Consider the following 18,550-nt stretch of genomic DNA (forward strand, 5'->3'; position numbering starts at 1 on the left):
ATGTTTCATCCGCTCCTAGTAAGAGAATGGTATAATTAGGGTGTACTCATCATATCGATTACGAAGGGATGGATTCATCATGGCAATCGTCTATCATAATGTACTCGTAGCAGTAGATGGCTCAAAAGAGGCAGAACGTGCCTTCGAGACGGCAATCGATGTTTCATTGCGAAATGATGCAAAATTGATCATCGCACACGTCATTGATACACGGACATTCGCAACAGTAGAAGCCTATGACCGCACCATCACGGAACGTGCCGAATCTTACGCGAAGGAATTGCTAGACGAATACGTCAAGACCGCTCAAGATCGCGGTGTACAGGAAGTCGAAGTAGCGATTGAATACGGCTCACCGAAAGTAACGATCGCTAAAAAGCTTGCCCCTAATCACGATGCCGATTTAATCATCTGTGGCGCAACTGGTTTAAACGCTGTCGAGCGTTTCTTCATCGGTAGTGTCTCTGAAAGCATTACGCGTTACGCAAAATGCGACGTCTTGATCGTCCGTTTATGAATCACTCTTCTACAAAAAGCCTTTCTTCCTTCATTTCAAAGGAAGAAAGGCTTTTTGACGACCTATTTAAATAAAAAAACCATCGAACCAATGTCCGATGGTTTAAAATCATTTGTATTTTACTGTAACCGTACGACGACCCCAGTTGAATGCTTCTGAACGAGAGTAGTAAAGGATATCCATCTTCTTCCCTTTGATGGCACCGCCAGTATCAGCAGCTGTATACGTCCCTTTTAATTTCCCCTTGTAATACACTTTCACTGTCGAACGAAGTGGAATGACACGTGGATCAACCGCTACGACTTTCTTTTTCGAGCTTTTAATGTTCCAACCGATTGCTGTCAGATTACCACTACCTGGATCATACGGTGTGTAAGCTGTTGCGCTTACGTTCGTGATTGTTTTCCAACCACCTGTCGATTGTTTTTTCGAGCTGCTTGACGTCACGACTTTCGAGTAGCTTGCGCTAAGGTAAGCTGTTTTGCCTTTGTAACTTACTTTATACCAGTTACCTGTTTTTGCTTTGTACGATAACGTTTGGTTCTTATATAGAAGACCGAGCTTTTTCGAAGAAGTAGTAGCTTTCTGACGAATGACTAGGCTATCGACTGTTGACTTGACGCTTTTCTTAGTTGCAGCCTCTGCTTGAAGACCTGCGAACGAACTGAGTGCTAACACGACCGTTAAAACACTTGCGAGCATCCGTTTCATCATGTATTTTCTCCTCCATCATTGTTTCGTGTTTGTTAACTGAGATTAATATACATGACAAAACGAAGGAGTGCCGTTACATATAGACCACAAAAATATGTCTGTACTATTACTTTTATGTTACAAACGAATCATTTTTTTAAGAAATCGACCTTTTTCGGGTTTATTTTTACAAAGATGACGATTCATTTTTCGTTATATGACAAACAACGTAACAATAGATCGTACGTTCGTATATTTTCTTTCGTAGATTTCATCAAAAAAAGGACTGAATCGTTGGAATAACGACTCAGTCCTTTTGAAATGATTATGCGTTTTGAGCAACTAATCCACCAACACGAACCGTGTCGCGTGCAATCATCAATTCCTCATTCGTTGGAATGATGATGACTTTAACTGGTGAGTGTGGGTAGTTAATAAAGAGTTCTTCTCCACGAGCTCCGTTGTTGAGTGATGGATCCCAGTAAACGCCCATGAATTCAAGACCACGTAAAACACGCTCACGGATTGAATCTGAGTTTTCTCCGACGCCGGCTGTGAAGATGATCGCATCGACACCATTCATCTCAGCAGCGTATTGCCCGATGTAACCGTGGATACGGTTCGCAAAGATACGGAGTGCCATCTCTGAACGATGGTTCCCTTCTTTAGCAGCTGTCTGGACATCACGCAAGTCACTTGAAAGACCTGAAAGACCGTAGATTCCAGACTCTTTGTTCATGACGTTCAAGACGTCTTCTGCTGTTTTCCCTGTTTTCTCCATCAAGAATGGAATCAACGCTGGGTCAAGTGAACCAGAACGTGTTCCCATCGTGATCCCTTCAAGCGGTGTGAAGCCCATCGTCGTATCGATTGATTCGCCACCCGAAACTGCTGCGATCGATGCTCCGCTACCTAAGTGACACGAGATCAAACGGAGGTCTTTTAACGGACGACCGAGTAATTCAGATGCACGTTCCGTAACGTATTTGTGGCTCGTACCGTGGAAACCATATTTACGGATACCGTATTCTGTATAGTAATCATACGGCAAGCTGTAAAGGAAGTTTTCTTCTGGCATAGTTTGGTGGAACGCCGTATCGAAGACTGCCACTTGTGGTACTTCCGGAAGCAATGCTTGGAATGCCCGGATTCCGATCAAGTTTGGTGGAATGTGAAGTGGTCCGAGCTCTGTGTAAGACTCGATATCGTGCATAACTTCATCTGTAATCAATACAGAGTCTGCATATTTTTCTTTACCATGAAGCACACGGTGTCCAACACCTTTAATCTCATCGTAAGACGAGATGATTCCGAACTCCATTAATTTTTCGAGTGACAACTCGACTGCTTCTTTATGTGTTGCAAGTGGGAGGACATCTGTATACTTTTGTCCTTCACCATATTTAATCGTAAAGATTGCATCGTCTTTACCGACGCGTTCAACGAGTCCGACTGCGATCATCGTTTCGTTCGGCATTTCGAGCAATTGGAACTTCAAAGACGAACTACCTGCGTTTACCGCCATAATTTTTGCCATGATTTTTCCCCTTTTCCATTTGAATCCAATGAACATTCACATCTGTTTAGGTTTTCTTCTATTTCTGTTCTACAACTAGAATAGTCAAATTAACGACAGATTTCAATCACTTTGCGTAATTCATTTTAATTCTGTGTTAATCCATTCATCAATCTGTTTCACCATACCACCAAACGCGCGGGCATCTGTGAACGATGGCAACTCAGCAAGCAATGCTTGTTTCGGCATCTTCATACCGGCTAAATGATTACGGACGATCAAATAACTTTTTGCTGCCTGTTCTTGTTTGAACATCGTGAGCGGCAACTGCAAAATACCGATGACATGCGCTTTGGATTCGAAGTACTGTTTCAACTTCCCTTCCGTATCATGCTGGAAAAGACCGTTCGGGATGACGAAGACACCGAATCCACCTGGTTTGACATATTGCATCGCTTGTTCAATCAACAAGAAATGACTGTAGCTCATGCCTTCGTCTCGTTTCAAGATGTAAGAAGCGGCAGCCTCTTCATCCGGATAATAACCGACAGGAAGATCAGCCATCGCAAGATCAACTGGATCCAACAATAATGGTCGTAACGCATCTTGATGGGTATACGTGACTGGATAGTCGAGTAATTCCGTTACCGCTGCCGATAAACGAATCAATGTCTCATCCACCTCGACCGCCTCAGCAGATGTACCTGTAGAAAGTTGGCTTAAGACAGCATGTAACATGCCACCTGTCCCACTCCCCAACTCAAGTAGTCGGATGTCCTCCTTACCTACCAATTTCCCGATTAGATAACCAGCAAACAAAGCGACGCTATCTGGCGTCGGCAAATGGTTCGGTTGCGCTTGTTTCATCCCTTCTAGAATAGCAAGCGATACTGCCTTACGAATGACTTCTTTGTCTACATTTTCAGTATGTCGATCGTTCAATCGATCAATCACCGTCGTCAATGCTTCTAAATAGGGCATATCAAGATCACGTTCGATTTGTTTTGTTTGACGTGTTAATTCCTTATATAACTTTTCTAACGGCTCCATGTACGTCATCCTCTCCAAAACGAAACGGCCCCCCGTAGAGCGGGAGCCGTTTCTATCATTAGTTCCATTGTAACGCTTCAGCGGCGTTTGTAAACCATTCTTACTTCGCTTCACGTGCTGCAGCGAGTGCTGCTTCGAAATTGACTTCGTCTGTTGATTCTTCAAGATATTCAACGTACGTAATCTCGTTGTTTGAATCAAGAACGAAAACAGAACGGGCAAGTAGGCGTAATTCTTCGATGGCTACGCCATACTGTGTACCGAATGAAAGATCACGGTGATCAGACAACGTCACGACTTGATCGAGACCGCTTGATGCGCACCAGCGACGTTGTGCGAATGGAAGGTCGTTTGAGACCGTCATGACCGTCACACCTTCAATTGTTGCTGCTTCTTCATTGAATTTACGTGTTTGCGCATCACAAACGCCTGTATCGATCGATGGGACGACGCTGATGATCCGGACACCTTGATATGTATCACGTGTTACCGGTGATAAGTCGTTAGCTAACACTTGAAAGTCAGGTGCTGTTTGTCCGACTTGAACCGCTGTACCTTGAAGTGTGATTGGATTTCCTTTAAACGTTGCCATTATGAATTCCCCTTTTCCCCTGATTGGATATACTGTATTTTCTATTTAACTATAGGAATGATCCGCGAAGATGGCAAGCATTCTGCCATAATTGATGGACTTCAGTACCCGTCTTTCTAAAAAACAGGTATAATGAAAGAGTTCATGAAACGCTTTCAAGGGGGAATTGACCATGGCTCGAAATAATGTCTACCTGTACTATCGAAATACACAAAGACACGAGACGCAGGTGCGAAAGTTGATTGATGTCGGTACACGATACGGACTGAACGTCGTCCAAGATCACCGACAAGCAAACATCATCGTCTCGATTGGTGGAGATGGGGCTTTCTTGCAAGCGGCACGCTTCACAGGTTTCCGTGATGATGCGATCTATGTTGGATTCGCTGAAGGACCCAACTCGTTCTACTGTGATTTTGATATCAATGATCTTTCGGCGGTCGAAGCGATTTTTAAAGAGACAGGCAACCGTGTCTCCGATGGTGAAATCGAAGTACGTCGTTATCCACTGCTCGAAGCATCCATCAACGGTGGACCACCGATGCTCTGTCTGAACGAATGTTCCGTGAAGTCGAGCATCATCAAATCACTCGCAATCGAAGTCTATATCGACGACTTCCTGTTTGAGACATTCCGCGGGGATGGAATGGTCATCTCAACACCGACGGGTTCTACGGCTTATAATAAGTCACTCTCTGGTGCGATCGTCGATCCATTGATCCATTGTCTTCAAGTCAGCGAAATTGCTTCCGTCAACAACAACCGGTACCGGACACTCGGTTCTGCTTTCCTACTGAACCGTGGACGGAAACTTTCGTTACGCATCATCGAGGACGGAAACGACTATCCGATCATCGGGATGGATAACGAAGCACTCAGTCTGACACGAACGGATTCAGTCGATATCCAGCTTTCTGAAAAAGAACTGAAAACCGTCAAATTGACGAATAATACATTTTGGCATAAGATTCAACGCTCGTTCTTATGACAATAAAAAAATCTGCCTCCTCAGGGCAGATTTTTTTATTGCGTCTTCCGTTACGTCACCCTTTATACTCCAATCAAAGGAGGTACACAAATGATGTATTCCACTCAGGAAATCGCCAAACTGACCGGCGTCACCAAACGAACACTCTATCATTATGAGACGATCGGTCTCCTCGTGCCAAAGCGTACCAATGCTGGTCACCGAAGTTACAGCAGGGAGGATCTTTTACGTTTGCAACAAATCCTGCTCTACCGCTCTCTTGATTTCCCACTGTCAGAAATCCAAAGATTACTCACGCAATCTGATTCCAATCATCATACGACACTGAAAAAGCAGATTGCACTCCTTCAAGAAAAAGCTTTGCATTATCAAATGCTTGCTCGACTCGCTGAACAGACATTACTCACCTTAAAAGGAGGAATTCCGATGAAAGACGAACAATTATTCCGCGGTTTGCGTCACGAAGAGATCGTTACGCATGAAAAGCAACATGCAGATGAAGTCCAGCAACACTACGGTGACACTGACGCCTATCGAATCAGTGCAAAAAGACAACAACAACGAACACCGAAAGAGAAAGAACAACTGAGCAGCATGCATAAGCAACTCGATCAGCGCTTGACGACCCTTTACCGCGACGGGCACGCGACGACGGATCCGGACGTTCAACAAGTCGTCAAAGAACAACATGATTTCATCGATACGTACTATTACCCGTGCGCATTATCTCTCTTTGCCTCACTCGGTCAGATGTATGTGTCTGACGAACGATTTCGTGCCTATTACGATGCGTATGCACCCGGACTTTCGACGTTCTATTCGGAAGCTATTTCACACTATGCGCAAACATCACACTAACGCGGCTTCCGCCTGATAAACGGTTTTTCCAGCTTGGACCGTCTCGACCAAACGGTTATTCAAGATGGCTTCCCCACGCAAGCGATAGAAGTCTTCTTCAAAGATGACGAAGTCGGCATCATAGCCTGGTAAGAGCAATCCTTTTCGACCGTGTGTTTCTGTCGCGAGATGTGGATTTTTCGTAAAGAGCAACAAGGCTTCAAACATCGATAACGTCTCGTTCGTCTTATTGACACGCCCTGCCGTTCCTTCCGTCGCTGCATAAAGCGACCGTCGGACATCGGGGTCAGAGATCGGCGCATCTGCTCCGCCGCACAACAGTGCGCCGGTCTCAGCTAACGAACGTAAACGATAACTCCAGTCTAAGCGGTTCAAGCCGAGTCGATCGACGATGAAGTCGGCGTCATCTAGTAAAAAGACTGGTTGAACGTCAATCAAGACCGGTAACTTCCGAATTCGCGCAAGCGTTTCTGGTCGGACGACCGTCGCATGAATGATGCGATCTCGTTTCCCTTTTGGTGCCGGATACTTCTCGAGCACCTGTACGAACCGCTCGATCGCTAAATCACCGATGACATGTGCCGCGACTGTGAACCCGTAACTACGTGCGCGTTTGACGAGTTGTTCGAGTTGTTCTGGCGTATGCACTTCGATACCACGTGTCGTCGGATCATCGGAATAACCACGACCGAGAAGAGCTGTTCGTCCTCCGAGCGCGCCGTCGACGAACAGTTTCATCGCACCGATTGACATCGTTGACGGTAAAGTAGGTTGTTGTTGCACGAACTCATCGATGACAAGATGATGCACGAGCAGATGCGTATGGAAGCCTGTCTCTTGCGTCACTTCCTTATAAGCTTGCAAGATGTCCGCGACATCCCCGTGATACGACAAGTCTTCTGTGTGTGCCGCAATGATGCCATATTGGTATAAGTTCTTAATCGCTGATCGAAGGGACGCTTTATTCCGCTCCAAGTTTCCAGCTTGTAACGCATATAAAGGTTCAAGCGCCGCATCGTACAAGAATCCGTCAGCTTCTCCATTATCCGATAAACCGACCTTTCCACCTTCGATGACAGTCGACGCTTTATATCCGAGCTGTTGGAATAAGACATCGTTGACAAGTGCTGTATGCCGGTCTGTTCGTTTCAACAAGGCAGGTGCGTCAGGGAACAACTGATTGAGCCACGCCTTCGTCGGTGCACGATCAAGCTTCGTTTCGTCATAGCCTTCTGCCACATGGATTCCATTGACTGGTTCCGCCTTGAGAAAAGCTTGTCCTAACGCTTCAAGCGTCGTATAACGCGAGGCATCGACACGATTGATCGCTTCCCCGTAACCGATCAGATGAATATGCGCATCTGTAAAGGCTGGATATACAGCTTTTCCGTTCAAATCGTAAATCTGATCAATACGTCTACCGAAACGGCGGCGTAGCTTTCCTTCCTCCCCCATCGCGATGATCCGCGTTTTCTCGACGAACATCGCTGAATGGACATCCTCTTCGTGTGCCATCGTTCGAATCAATCCGTTTACGTATAGTGTTCCCATTCCACTCACTCCTCTTTTTACAAAAATAGGGTGACCATGACGGTCACCCTGAATTGTCGATCCTGATTTAAACGTGCAATGTTTCTTCTGGTGCACACGACCGTTTAATACGTTCGATCGCGGCCGGATCGTATTCATTTAGGACACGTTCCGCTAAGACAATCGTTCGTTCATAGTCTCCCGCTAAGAACTTCGTTTCCGCGATCGTCAGCGACATATGTATCTCGTTGTCGTGGCGACGGTACCGGTTCGCATACTGGACGAGCCGTTCGGCATACGTGACTTCGAACACTAATGTATCTAACCGTTCTTGCACATGTTTAAACGTTTCTTGGACGTCTTGACTTTGTGCGACGATTGATCGAACGTTAAACGGTAACTCTTCGAGCCGTGTTTCAAGTGTCTGCAGTGAACGATTCGCATTTCGAAGCGCTTCTTCCACCTCAGCCGGTAAGTTCGGTAATCCGAGTCGTTTCAGACGGAGGCGTGTCTGCGACAGCTGATGACGCCATTCGACGATTCGTTCGCGAACTTCCGTCTCTTCTTTTCGAAGTGCCTGGAGTTCGACCGTAAAGCGTTCGTACTGAATCATCAACTGTTCTTCGAGGCGAATCGCATCGCGCATCTGATCTTCGAGCATACTGAACGGGATGATTTTTCCGGCAATCGACTCATCAAGATCTTTTGCTGCTTCAAAGAGCAGCTCTTCGTCACGCTGAATCGTTTCATAGTGAATCCCTAAATCTGCTGAGATTTCATATTTTTCACGTAAGATACTGAACTCTTGTGCCAATTGATGAATCCGTTCACGCATCCGTAGCGCTTTTTGTTTCAAGAATTGGTTTTCTTTTTTCACTTGATGACGCGCATCGACCTCACGACGGAACGTATCATACATTTGATCCACATCGGCTGATAACTGTTGAATCGCCTCTTCCAAACCATCGACTTCTAGCATTTCGATTTTTTCAGAAAGGCTTAGACGTTGTTCCTCGAACCGTTTGATCTCGGATTGGAGACCGAGTGGTTCAAGTGGATACCCATCTAACGACATTTCCTTATAGCCTGCTCCGAGCTGATCAATCCGTTGACGTAATTCATGAGCAAGAATCTTCCATTGTTTCGGTACAAGTTCGACGAGTTGACGCGTCGTTGCTACTTCTTGCTCGAGTAGCAAGCTTGTTTCATACGCCTTCGTCACTTCACCTGAAGCTTCGTACTGACACATCTCATTCCAGTGCGCATCGATTTGTTCACTCCGTTCTTCGAGACGCGCAAGCGCCGGACCGAATGAGTTCGCTTGAATCAATAATGATTTCCGAACTTGCCCTGAATCGGCTTCCCCTTGCGCTTTCAGTTCGGCTAGAACTGATTGATTCGTTTTGAACGTCGACATCTCGACGAGCATCTCATCGATCAACCCTTCGAGTTCCGCAATCAATTGTTCCGTTACTTCGAGGTCATTCTTGACGGCGATGAAACGATATTTATCGAGCGCTTCCTCCGCCCGGTAAAGGGTCTCATCGATTTGGGCGACGTGGACCGTTAATAACTCTTCCCACGCTTGATGCCAGGAGCTGAACTTCGTCTCCGTCTCACCCGCCATCGGTAGTTGCTTTAAGTCCTGCAACTCCTTTGGAATCGATGCACTGACGATGCCTTGTTTGCGCATATCAAGTTCATCGATTTTCGTGTAGTATTTTTTTCGACTGATCATGCTAAATAGCATGACGAGTAATACGATGACGATGACTCCGATCACCCATGCCCACATTTGTCACGACCTCCACTCTGTCCTACGACTTTAGATTTTCTCTAAATCGCAATAATCTTATCCTTATAATAGTATAGCGCAACCGTTTTGCATAGATTTACAAGGGCTTTTCCTGATTTCTTCCGCTGTTTTGAATCCTTTTTCCAAAAATCAATTGTTTGTCAGCCACGCGAAAACTCGTTAAACTAAAAAAAATACGCTTTTTACGGGAGGAATTTTTATTATGTTCGAAACAAAGACATATGAAGGTGACCGGACGAAACAATACGACATGCTCTCAAAACAACTGGATGCGCTATTAATGGGAGAAGACAATCAAGTTGCAAACTTATCGAATGCGAGCGCGTTGCTCAACCAGTTCCTCGACCGTATCAACTGGGTCGGCTTCTATTTGACGGATACGGAGCAAAACCAACTCGTCCTCGGACCATTCCAAGGACTTCCAGCATGCGTCCGTATTCCATTTGGTCGTGGTGTCTGCGGAACGTCCGCAGCAGAACAGACGACACAACGAATCGAAGATGTGCATCAGTTCCCAGGTCACATCGCATGTGACGCGGCTTCGAATTCAGAAATCGTCATTCCACTCGTCAAAGACGGACAAACGATCGGTGTCCTCGATATCGACAGCCCAGAATTCAACCGTTTCGACGAAGTCGATCAAGCTGGTCTAGAAGCATTCTGTACGACACTGCTTCGCCATCTGTAATTCTGATTGACAGTCGATTGTCCACACCGTATACTTGTAAAAGTGCAGAAATGATAACGATAGCGGTCAAATCGCTTACGTATCACATTTCATGACTCGGTGAATAACCGGAGGGGCATCGTGTAACTTTGCTATCAAGCGAGGGTGCCACATCATGAAATGGGCGTAATGTGGGTTTGATGGCGTTATTATTTTTATGCAAATAATAACGAACAATAAGGAGGAGTCTTATTATGGCTCGCTATACAGGTCCAGCTTGGAAACTCTCACGTCGTCTCGGTATCTCACTTACTGAAACAGGAAAAGAAATCGCAAAACGCCCTTACGCACCAGGTCAACACGGTAACAGCCGTCGTAAAGTATCTGAGTACGGTCTTCAACTTCAAGCGAAGCAAACACTTCGTCACATGTACGGAGTAAACGAACGCCAATTCAACCGTATCTTCAACGATGCTGGCAAAATGCCTGGTATCCACGGTGAGAACTTCATGTTCTTACTCGAAGCACGTCTTGATAACGTCGTTTACCGTATGGGTATGGCTCGTACACGTCGTGCTGCTCGTCAGCTCGTCAACCACGGTCACATCCAAGTTGATGGACAACGCGTTGATATCCCATCATTCCGCGTGAAACCAGGTCAAACGATCTCAGTTCGCGAAAAATCGAAGAACTTTGTCGTTATCAAAGAAGCACTCGAAGTTGCTCCAGCAACTAAAGACTTCGTTACTTTCGATGCTGAGAAGCTCGAAGGAACGTTCGTCCGTCTTCCTGAGCGTTCTGAATTGAACGATCAAATCCAAGAACAACTCGTCGTCGAGTACTACTCACGTTAATCGATTGTTCCAGCACTCACTTCGGTGGGTGCTTTTTTTATGCCTATGACTAAAATGTATACCTGGTCTTAAAAAAAGAGTGACGTCATTCATTCGTTTGTGTTAACCTTTAAATATACATAGTTAACACAAACAGAAAAGAGGACTTCATTCATGAAAACAAGAGATTTAACATTCATCGCCCTTGGTGCTACCATCATCGCAGCCGTCAGTTCTTTGCCACAAATTCAACTTGTCGGCGCTGTTCCGATCACGCTCCAGATGCTCGCGATCATGACGGTCAGCGCGATTCTCGGCGGAAAACGTGGTGGACTCGCTGTCTTAATCTTCTTATTACTCGCAGCAGCTGGTCTACCGGTGCTTGGCGGAAAAGGCGGACTAGCCCCATTCGTCGGACCAACCGTTGGTTATTTGATTGCCTTTCCGATTGCTGGATTCTTCATCGGTCTTGTTGCTGAAAAAACGCGTCGCTTTGTACCCCTCTTCATCGGGATGATCGTCTTTGGTCTTGGTTTAGTCTACTTGCTTGGAACATTTGGTCTAATGGCTGTACTCGATCTATCGTTCAAAGATGCTTTTGCGATTAACTATCCTTTCGTCTTATGGGATACGATCAAAGCTGTCATTGCCACGACGATTGCCGTTCGCTTGTTGCCACTCCGTTTATTCCGAACAGCTTAAAAAAACGCTCTCTGCATCTAAGTGCAGGGAGCGTTTCGTATATCATCAAGCATGCTCGACGACGAAGTATTTTTTCTTTCCGCGACGTACGATCGTAAAGCGACCGATTGCATCAGCTTCCGTAATTTCTTTCGTTAAATCTTGCTCGCGTTCTCCGTTTAGGTAGATTGCACCGTTCGTGACGTCTTCACGTGCTTGACGTTTTGACGGACTAATCTTCGCCTCAACGAGAACGTCGACAAGGTTTGTCGCTTCGCCGAGTGTAAAGCGTGGCATTCCTTTGAACGCATCTTCGATATCTTCGACTTGCAACGATTTAATATCTCCACTAAAGAGTGCTGTCGTAATACGTTGTGCTTGTGTCAGACCTTCTTCACCATGGACGAGAACGGTCATCTCTTCTGCAAGACGACGTTGCGCGACACGCTTCTCTGGTGCTACCTTGACTTCTTCTGCGAGCGCGTCGAGTTCTTCGTGCGTTAAGAACGTGAAGTATTTCAAGAACTTGATGACGTCAAGATCGTCAACGTTGAACCAGAATTGGTAGAACTCGTACGGTGACGTTTTGTCAGCGTCTAACCAAACCGCACCACCTGCTGTCTTACCGAATTTTTGACCGTCTGCTTTTGTAACAAGCGGTACCGTCAAACCGAATGCTTTTTCTTCATGACCCGCACGACGAATCAATTCCATCCCTGCTGTGATGTTCCCCCATTGGTCACTTCCTCCGACTTGAAGGCGGCATCCTTTGTCTTCGTAGAGTTTCAAGAAGTCAAACGATTGAAGTAACATGTATGAGAACTCTGTGAACGAGATTCCGTTTTGAAGTCGTGAGTCAACAGAGTCTTTCGCCAGCATGTAACTGACCGGGAAGTGTTTTCCGATATCGCGTAAGAAATCGATGATCGTCAAATCTTTCGTCCAGTCCAAGTTATTGGCGATCGTGACCGGGTTTTCTCCTTCAAGTGGTAAGAAACGTGACAACTGGTCCTTAATCCGATTCGCGAACTCTTCGACGATATCCGATGTATTCAACGAACGTTCTGTTGCGCGACCACTCGGGTCTCCGATCATTCCCGTTGCTCCACCAACGAGACCTACGACATGGTGACCTGCTTGTTGGAATCGTTTTAAGACTAAGATCGGCAACAAGTGTCCGATATGCAATGAATCAGCTGTTGGATCAAAGCCTGTGTAAAGCGTCGTTGGTGTCTCGAGTAATGTCTTCAATCCTTCTTCATCCGTCATTTGGTTAATTAAACCGCGAAATTCTAAATCCTCTAATAACGTCATTGTGTCTCCTCCTAAAGTTCACTTTTAACAATAAAAAACCGCCCCTTCGTCTAAGACGAAGGGACGGAAGATTCCGTGGTACCACCCTGATTGCCCTTTACATAAAAGGACCACTTGGTTCGTCGATAACGGGACGGACCGCTTGATTTCTCAAGAAACTCCTGGAAGCGTAATTCGTAAGTTCACTGTGTCCTAGTTCGCAGCACCACTAGGTCTCTGTCACAGGGAGTGACTTACTACTGTATTCCGATCACTGTTTAACGTAATATATGAAAATAAGATGGTTTCATGATACGTCGAAGACGAATCCGCTGTCAAGTCCGATTTCACTGGTGGATTTATGGTATAATACGTCTATCTGTGATTTAATATTAATTTACACCTAAGTTTAAGATGCAAAGGAGATCATTTATGCGCGAGAACTGGTTCAAGTTTTGGAATCACCCCCGGACGAAAGCCGTTCGGCACTGGTCGAATATCACATACGATGTTTCGTGGAACATCATTTTATTCCTCATCATAGCAGTCCTTCTCATCGGCAGCTTCTCTGTCGGAGCGGCTGGAGGATATTTCGCTTCCCTCGTCAAAGATACGAAAGCCCCACCTTTGACTGAGATGAAACAAGAAGTGAACAGTTATGCGGTGACAAGTCAAATTTATTGGGGAAGTGGCGAAAAGCTGACGAACATCTCAACGGATGAAGAACGTCAGCCGGTCGATATCAAGAACATCTCCCCTTATTTAATTGATGCGCTTCTATCAACGGAAGACGTAGATTTTTATCAACATGATGGAGTCGTTCCAAAAGCGACTTTACGAGCAGTCTTACAAGAATTGACGAATTCAGCGTCACGCACCGGCGGAAGTACGCTGACACAACAATTAATTAAAAACCAAATCCTGACGAACGAAGTTTCATTCGAACGGAAAGCAAAAGAGATCATCTTAGCGCTCCGCCTTGAAAATGCGATGTCAAAAGATGAAATTTTACAGGCATACTTGAATGTCGTCTCATTCGGACGAAATTCACTCGGGCGTAACATCGCTGGTATCGAAGCTGCTTCCCAAGGGGTCTTCAACAAATCAGCGAAAAAACTGACGTTACCACAAGCAGCTTTCCTCGCTGGTATTCCGAAAAACCCTTACTACTACACACCTTATCTACAAGGCGGTGTCGTCAAAAAAGACTTGACGCCAAGTGTCAATCGGATGAAGACCGTGTTGAAGCGGATGTATGTCGCAAAAAACATTTCGAAAGAACAATATGAAAAAGCAATCAAACACGACATCACGAAAGACTTCGCGAAACAGTCGAAACGTTCGCGTGACACGTATCCGTATGTCTATGATTTAGCAGAACGTGAAGCGACGAAGATCATGACGAAGTACTTGATGAAACAAGATGGTGTGAAAGAAGACGAAGTCAAACCGTCTGAACTGGCAGAAGTCCGGGCAAACTATCAAGATCAAGCACTGGTTGCACTCCGTCAAGGTGGATACAAAGTTCACATGACGCTAGATAAAAAAATTCATGAATCGATGCAACAACCTGCGAAGAACAACGGGAACTTCCCTGGTGGCATGCAGTACAAACAAGTCGTCGATCCAAAAACGAAAAAAACCGTTTCGAAACAAGATCCAGAAGAAACAGCAGCAGTCATGGTTCAGAATGAGACGGGGCGTATCCTCGGATTCGTTGGTGGACGTTACCTTGATGGAAAAGCCGATGATTTTAACCGAGCATTCCAAGCGAAACGTCAAATCGGGTCAACGGCAAAACCAATTCTCGTCTACTCGAACGGGATTGAAAATCGTTTGATCACTCCGGCATCTACTGTCAATGATGAAGAGTACTACTACCAGACCGTACCACGTCAACCAGGTGATCGTCCGATCAAGAACGAAGGTGGACGTTATCGTGGAAACGTGACGGTTCGTACAGCACTTGAACTCTCATTAAACGTACCTGCCGTTAAGATTTACGAGAAGATGAACATGTCGAACTCGATTCAAAAACTCGTCGATATGGGTGTTGAAGTACCGGATGCGATTCGTTATGCTCCTTCGGCGGCACTCGGAACGATGGAGATTACACCGGTCGAACTTGCTGGTGCTTACGCGACACTCGCCAACTATGGTGAATTCGTGCAACCATACGTCATTTCGAAAATTACGAAAGACGGAAAAGATATCTATAAAGCAAAACCGAAGAAAAAACGAATTTATGAACCACGAACAGCTTACCTGACACTTGATATGATGCGTGGCGTCTTCTCAAAAGGTACAGCAACGTTTGCAAAAGATCGATTGAACGTTCCTGGAGATTGGGCTGGTAAGACAGGTACGACGAACGATGTCAAAGACTCTTACCTTGTCGGTTCCACTCCTGGTGTGACGCTTGCCGTTTGGACAGGACACGATCAGAACAACTCGCTCATCGGTCCAACGACGTATTACCAACGAACACAAACGCTGTGGTCACAAATGGCGAATGCGACGTATGCCGCGAACAGTAGTTACTTCAAATCCGGTGCCCGCTTCACACAACCATCTTCTGTAACAGCAAACGACTTTAAGAACAGTGGTCGCTTCAAAGAAGAAGATAAGAAGAAAAAAGCGGAAGAGGCAAAGAAAAAAGCCGAAGCGAAGAAAAAGAAAGAAGCAGAAGAAAAGAAAAAAGAAGCAGACGCACAGAAAAAAGAAGAGCAACAGAAAGAACAAGATCAGGCGAAAGAAAAAGCGGAAGCTGATGCTAAGAAAAAAGCAGCCGACGACGCCAAGCGTGCTGCCGATGCAAAAGCAAAAGCCGAAGCAGAGGCAAAAAAGAAAGCGGAAGAGGACGCTAAGAAAAAAGAAGCTGATGCTAAGAAAAAAGAAGCGGACGCTAAGAAACAGCAAGAACAACAGAAGAAACAAGATGAAAAGAAAAACGATGCTGCTTCTGAAAACTAACAAAAAGGATGAATCACCTGTTGCGGTGATTCATCCTTTTTTACGTTCAATCTTCCATCGTCGACAGATCACCTGTTTCAAGATTCAACTCCCATGCTTTTAGAACACGGCGCATAATTTTACCACTTCGTGTCTTCGGCAATTTATCCCGGAAATCGATTTCTCTCGGTGCCGCGTGAGCAGCAAGCCCCTCTTTGACGAATGCTTGGATTTCTTGTTTTAGCTCATCCGTTGGCTCGTAACCATCACGCAAGGCAATGAATGCCTTGATGATTTCACCGCGGACTGGATCTGGCTTCCCGATGACTCCAGCTTCTGCGACAGCTGGGTGCTCGACGAGACGACTTTCGACCTCGAACGGACCAACCCGTTCTCCAGCCGTCATGATGACGTCATCGACACGTCCTTGGAACCAGAAGTAACCTTCGTCATCCATATAGGCAGAATCCCCTGAGACATACCATCCTTTAAAGAAATACGATTCATATTTCTGCGGATTGTTCCAAATTTGACGCATCATCGATGGCCATGGTGTTTTTAAGGCAAGGTTCCCCATCCGAAATGGCGGTAACTCATTTCCTTGATCATCAATGATCGCAGCCTGAGTTCCTGGAATCGGTTTCCCCATCGATCCCGGTTTGATGTCCATCGACTTGTAGTTACAAATCATCATCGCGCCTGTCTCCGTCATCCACCATGTATCATGAATCCGTTGATCAAAGGCTTCTTTCCCCCAACGAATGACTTCCGGGTTCAACGGTTCGCCGACAGACAATACATGACGGAGACTTGAGAGATCATGATGATTTGCAACATCCGCTCCTGCTCCCATCAACATCCGGAAAGCCGTTGGTGCGCTATACCAGACCGTTACCTTGTACTTCTCGATGACACTGTACCAGAAATCCGGATTGAAGCGTCCACCGACGACGATGTTCGTCGCGCCATTCAAGAATGGTGCGAAGATACCGTAACTTGTTCCTGTGACCCACCCCGGGTCAGCCGTACACCAGTAGACATCATCTTCTTGGAGATCAAGTACCCAGCGACCTGTCATTAAGTGCTGAATCATCGCATTTTGAACGTGGAGCACACCTTTCGGCTTCCCTGTCGATCCTGAAGTGTAGTGCAGGATCAATCCGTCTTCACGATCTAACCAGACCGGTTCGAATACATCGGATGCTTGCTCGAACGCTTTGCGGAAATCGAGTAATGTGTCCGATTCTTCGACATCTTCGTCGACAAGTACTACCTTTTCAAGTGATTCCAGTTCCCCAACTGGAACACGTGGGAGCAATGCCTTCGTCGTCACGAGTAACTTCGCTTCAGAATCAAGCAAGCGATCACGGACCGCTTGTTCCATGAATGCTTCAAATAACGGACCGACGATTGCGCCTACCTTCAGTGCGCCAAGCAAGGCAAAATACAATTCCGGTGAACGTGGCATGAAGATGAAAATACGGTCACCCGTTTTGACCCCTGCATCGACTAATACGTTTGCCGCTTTATTCGTCAATCGTTTCATATCTGCATATGTGAATCGTTGTTCCGTCGTTCCATCGAAATAGATCAGCGCATCCTTATTCGCCCGCTCGCCTTCTGCGTGGCGGTCGATTGCTTCATGAGCCATGTTGACTTTCCCCGTTGTCGCCCATGAAAAGTACTGCTCAGCATCTTTCCAGTCGTACGTGTTCGTTTCATCATACTCTGCTAACCAATGCTTCCCCGGAAGCGCTTTCAAAACTTTCATGTCTCGTTCCTCCCCTTCTATGTTTTCCTCTTTATTATAAGCTAGTTATCCGTCAGTTCAATCCATTTGCCGTCAATTTGTTAAAAAATCCCTCTCTTTGCTCAAGCGCTTTCGTCTATAATGAATAGGAAGGTGGTGACGCTTACATGTTTGAAAAACAATTCAATCATCGGACGCATGAAACATCACTCGGTCCTGTTGACATCGAAGGTCCCGTACCGAGTCAAACACTAGCAATGTATACACTCGATTCAGGGTTGACGGCTTTTCGTCCACCCGCTGAACAACATCAAGCGCTCGTTGAGATTGCAGACCTTGAGGAAGGACGGATCATCGTCGCCCGTCAAGGAACGGAAATCATCGGTTATGTGACTTACTTATACCCTGATCCATACGAAACGTGGAGCGAAGGAAACAATCCGTACATCTTGGAACTCGGAGCGATCGAAGTCTCCTCTCGGTTTCGCGGACAACAGATCGGTAAAAAATTGCTTGAAATCTCTATGCTCGATCCAGCTATGGAACACTATTTGATTTTAACGACTGAATATTATTGGCATTGGGACTTAAAAGGGAGCGGACTATCGGTCTGGGATTACCGAAAAATCATGGAGAAGATGATGAACCATGGTGGTCTTGTCTTCTTCCCGACCGACGATCCGGAAATCGCCTCCCATCCTGCCAACTGCCTGATGGCGCGTATCGGAAAACACGTCTCACCTGAAGTCGTCGCTCATTTTGATGCGCTACGCTTGAGAAGACGTTTCATGTATGACTGAGCTCGAGGAGGAAT

At 45.9% G+C, this 18,550-nt stretch carries 16 protein-coding genes and 1 other annotated feature; of the genes, 8 read left to right on the forward strand and 8 right to left on the reverse strand.

Going from position 1 to position 18,550, the window contains the following annotated elements:
• The first annotated feature begins 79 nt into the window (after positions 1-79).
• Positions 80-517 (forward strand): universal stress protein, encoded by a 438-nt coding sequence (locus KNQ08_RS08675; protein WP_029342342.1) that lies wholly within the window; start codon positions 80-82, stop codon positions 515-517.
• Positions 518-625: 108 nt separating this feature from the next.
• Here KNQ08_RS08675 and KNQ08_RS08680 read toward each other — a convergent pair whose 3' ends face one another.
• From KNQ08_RS08680 to tpx, 4 genes are all read right to left on the reverse strand, one after another.
• On the reverse strand, positions 626-1,231 hold the full coding sequence (locus KNQ08_RS08680) for a 3D domain-containing protein (RefSeq protein WP_050678579.1): 606 nt from the start codon (positions 1,229-1,231) through the stop codon (positions 626-628).
• A 304-nt stretch (positions 1,232-1,535) separates the two neighbouring features.
• Positions 1,536-2,747 (reverse strand): acetate kinase, encoded by a 1,212-nt coding sequence (locus KNQ08_RS08685; protein ID WP_023469051.1) that lies wholly within the window; start codon positions 2,745-2,747, stop codon positions 1,536-1,538.
• Positions 2,748-2,867: 120 nt separating this feature from the next.
• Positions 2,868-3,776 carry a class I SAM-dependent methyltransferase gene (locus KNQ08_RS08690; protein WP_023469052.1) on the reverse strand — a complete coding sequence of 303 codons (909 nt, stop codon included), beginning with the start codon at positions 3,774-3,776 and terminating at the stop codon, positions 2,868-2,870.
• A 100-nt stretch (positions 3,777-3,876) separates the two neighbouring features.
• On the reverse strand, positions 3,877-4,368 hold the full coding sequence (tpx, locus tag KNQ08_RS08695; RefSeq protein ID WP_035396538.1) for a thiol peroxidase: 492 nt from the start codon (positions 4,366-4,368) through the stop codon (positions 3,877-3,879).
• A gap of 172 nt (positions 4,369-4,540) precedes the next feature.
• On the opposite strand from tpx, the gene KNQ08_RS08700 reads away from it, so the two are divergent.
• Both KNQ08_RS08700 and KNQ08_RS08705 read left to right on the forward strand, forming a co-directional pair.
• Positions 4,541-5,356: an NAD kinase gene (locus tag KNQ08_RS08700; RefSeq protein ID WP_023469054.1), complete on the forward strand. Its 816-nt coding sequence runs from the start codon at positions 4,541-4,543 to the stop codon at positions 5,354-5,356.
• 90 nt (positions 5,357-5,446) lie between these two features.
• The gene (locus tag KNQ08_RS08705; protein ID WP_214805274.1) at positions 5,447-6,214 is read left to right on the forward strand and encodes a MerR family transcriptional regulator; all 768 of its coding nucleotides are present in this window, start codon (positions 5,447-5,449) and stop codon (positions 6,212-6,214) included.
• Here KNQ08_RS08705 and KNQ08_RS08710 read toward each other — a convergent pair.
• The gene (locus KNQ08_RS08710; RefSeq protein WP_149427720.1) at positions 6,206-7,765 is read right to left on the reverse strand and encodes an amidohydrolase; all 1,560 of its coding nucleotides are present in this window, start codon (positions 7,763-7,765) and stop codon (positions 6,206-6,208) included. The genes KNQ08_RS08705 and KNQ08_RS08710 overlap by 9 nt on opposite strands.
• 67 nt (positions 7,766-7,832) lie before the next feature.
• Complete coding sequence (ezrA, locus tag KNQ08_RS08715) at positions 7,833-9,539, reverse strand: septation ring formation regulator EzrA (protein ID WP_064299501.1); 1,707 nt, start codon at positions 9,537-9,539, stop codon at positions 7,833-7,835.
• A 223-nt stretch (positions 9,540-9,762) separates the two neighbouring features.
• Between ezrA and KNQ08_RS08720 the strand changes: the two genes are divergently transcribed.
• The 3 genes from KNQ08_RS08720 (at position 9,763) to KNQ08_RS08730 (ending at position 11,762) form a co-directional block, all read left to right on the forward strand.
• Positions 9,763-10,248: a GAF domain-containing protein gene (locus tag KNQ08_RS08720; RefSeq protein WP_023469058.1), complete on the forward strand. Its 486-nt coding sequence runs from the start codon at positions 9,763-9,765 to the stop codon at positions 10,246-10,248.
• 233 nt (positions 10,249-10,481) lie between these two features.
• Positions 10,482-11,081: a 30S ribosomal protein S4 gene (rpsD, locus tag KNQ08_RS08725; RefSeq protein WP_023469059.1), complete on the forward strand. Its 600-nt coding sequence runs from the start codon at positions 10,482-10,484 to the stop codon at positions 11,079-11,081.
• Between the two features lie 153 nt (positions 11,082-11,234).
• A complete protein-coding gene (locus tag KNQ08_RS08730) occupies positions 11,235-11,762 on the forward strand; it encodes a biotin transporter BioY (protein ID WP_214805276.1) in 528 nt (175 codons plus the stop codon).
• 45 nt (positions 11,763-11,807) lie between these two features.
• Here KNQ08_RS08730 and tyrS read toward each other — a convergent pair whose 3' ends face one another.
• On the reverse strand, positions 11,808-13,055 hold the full coding sequence (tyrS, locus tag KNQ08_RS08735) for a tyrosine--tRNA ligase (protein ID WP_214805278.1): 1,248 nt from the start codon (positions 13,053-13,055) through the stop codon (positions 11,808-11,810).
• A 56-nt stretch (positions 13,056-13,111) separates the two neighbouring features.
• Positions 13,112-13,318: a binding site (T-box leader), on the reverse strand.
• A 148-nt stretch (positions 13,319-13,466) separates the two neighbouring features.
• Between tyrS and KNQ08_RS08740 the strand changes: the two genes are divergently transcribed.
• Complete coding sequence (locus KNQ08_RS08740) at positions 13,467-16,007, forward strand: transglycosylase domain-containing protein (RefSeq protein ID WP_214805280.1); 2,541 nt, start codon at positions 13,467-13,469, stop codon at positions 16,005-16,007.
• Positions 16,008-16,053: 46 nt separating this feature from the next.
• Here KNQ08_RS08740 and acsA read toward each other — a convergent pair whose 3' ends face one another.
• Complete coding sequence (gene acsA / locus KNQ08_RS08745; protein ID WP_035396511.1) at positions 16,054-17,757, reverse strand: acetate--CoA ligase; 1,704 nt, start codon at positions 17,755-17,757, stop codon at positions 16,054-16,056.
• A gap of 146 nt (positions 17,758-17,903) precedes the next feature.
• Here acsA and KNQ08_RS08750 point away from each other — a divergent pair, with 146 nt between their 5' ends.
• Positions 17,904-18,536 (forward strand): GNAT family N-acetyltransferase, encoded by a 633-nt coding sequence (locus KNQ08_RS08750; protein ID WP_149427723.1) that lies wholly within the window; start codon positions 17,904-17,906, stop codon positions 18,534-18,536.
• The last annotated feature ends 14 nt before the right edge of the window (positions 18,537-18,550 follow it).

Source organism: Exiguobacterium sp. s46 (genome assembly GCF_018618875.1).
Lineage (GTDB): Bacteria > Bacillota > Bacilli > Exiguobacteriales > Exiguobacteriaceae > Exiguobacterium_A > Exiguobacterium_A abrahamii.

Excerpts from the sequence above, each read along its gene's own strand:
- tpx (WP_035396538.1), bottom strand. The coding sequence starts at position 4,368 with ATGGCAACGTTTAAAGGAAATCCAATCACACTTCAAGGTACAGCGGTT.
- KNQ08_RS08740 (WP_214805280.1), top strand. The coding sequence starts at position 13,467 with ATGCGCGAGAACTGGTTCAAGTTTTGGAATCACCCCCGGACGAAAGCC.
- KNQ08_RS08720 (WP_023469058.1), top strand. The coding sequence starts at position 9,763 with ATGTTCGAAACAAAGACATATGAAGGTGACCGGACGAAACAATACGAC.
- acsA (WP_035396511.1), bottom strand. The coding sequence starts at position 17,757 with ATGAAAGTTTTGAAAGCGCTTCCGGGGAAGCATTGGTTAGCAGAGTAT.
- KNQ08_RS08680 (WP_050678579.1), bottom strand. The coding sequence starts at position 1,231 with ATGATGAAACGGATGCTCGCAAGTGTTTTAACGGTCGTGTTAGCACTC.
- KNQ08_RS08730 (WP_214805276.1), top strand. The coding sequence starts at position 11,235 with ATGAAAACAAGAGATTTAACATTCATCGCCCTTGGTGCTACCATCATC.
- ezrA (WP_064299501.1), bottom strand. The coding sequence starts at position 9,539 with ATGTGGGCATGGGTGATCGGAGTCATCGTCATCGTATTACTCGTCATG.
- KNQ08_RS08750 (WP_149427723.1), top strand. The coding sequence starts at position 17,904 with ATGTTTGAAAAACAATTCAATCATCGGACGCATGAAACATCACTCGGT.
- rpsD (WP_023469059.1), top strand. The coding sequence starts at position 10,482 with ATGGCTCGCTATACAGGTCCAGCTTGGAAACTCTCACGTCGTCTCGGT.
- KNQ08_RS08700 (WP_023469054.1), top strand. The coding sequence starts at position 4,541 with ATGGCTCGAAATAATGTCTACCTGTACTATCGAAATACACAAAGACAC.
- tyrS (WP_214805278.1), bottom strand. The coding sequence starts at position 13,055 with ATGACGTTATTAGAGGATTTAGAATTTCGCGGTTTAATTAACCAAATG.
- KNQ08_RS08690 (WP_023469052.1), bottom strand. The coding sequence starts at position 3,776 with ATGGAGCCGTTAGAAAAGTTATATAAGGAATTAACACGTCAAACAAAA.
- KNQ08_RS08685 (WP_023469051.1), bottom strand. The coding sequence starts at position 2,747 with ATGGCAAAAATTATGGCGGTAAACGCAGGTAGTTCGTCTTTGAAGTTC.
- KNQ08_RS08675 (WP_029342342.1), top strand. The coding sequence starts at position 80 with ATGGCAATCGTCTATCATAATGTACTCGTAGCAGTAGATGGCTCAAAA.
- KNQ08_RS08710 (WP_149427720.1), bottom strand. The coding sequence starts at position 7,765 with ATGGGAACACTATACGTAAACGGATTGATTCGAACGATGGCACACGAA.
- KNQ08_RS08705 (WP_214805274.1), top strand. The coding sequence starts at position 5,447 with ATGATGTATTCCACTCAGGAAATCGCCAAACTGACCGGCGTCACCAAA.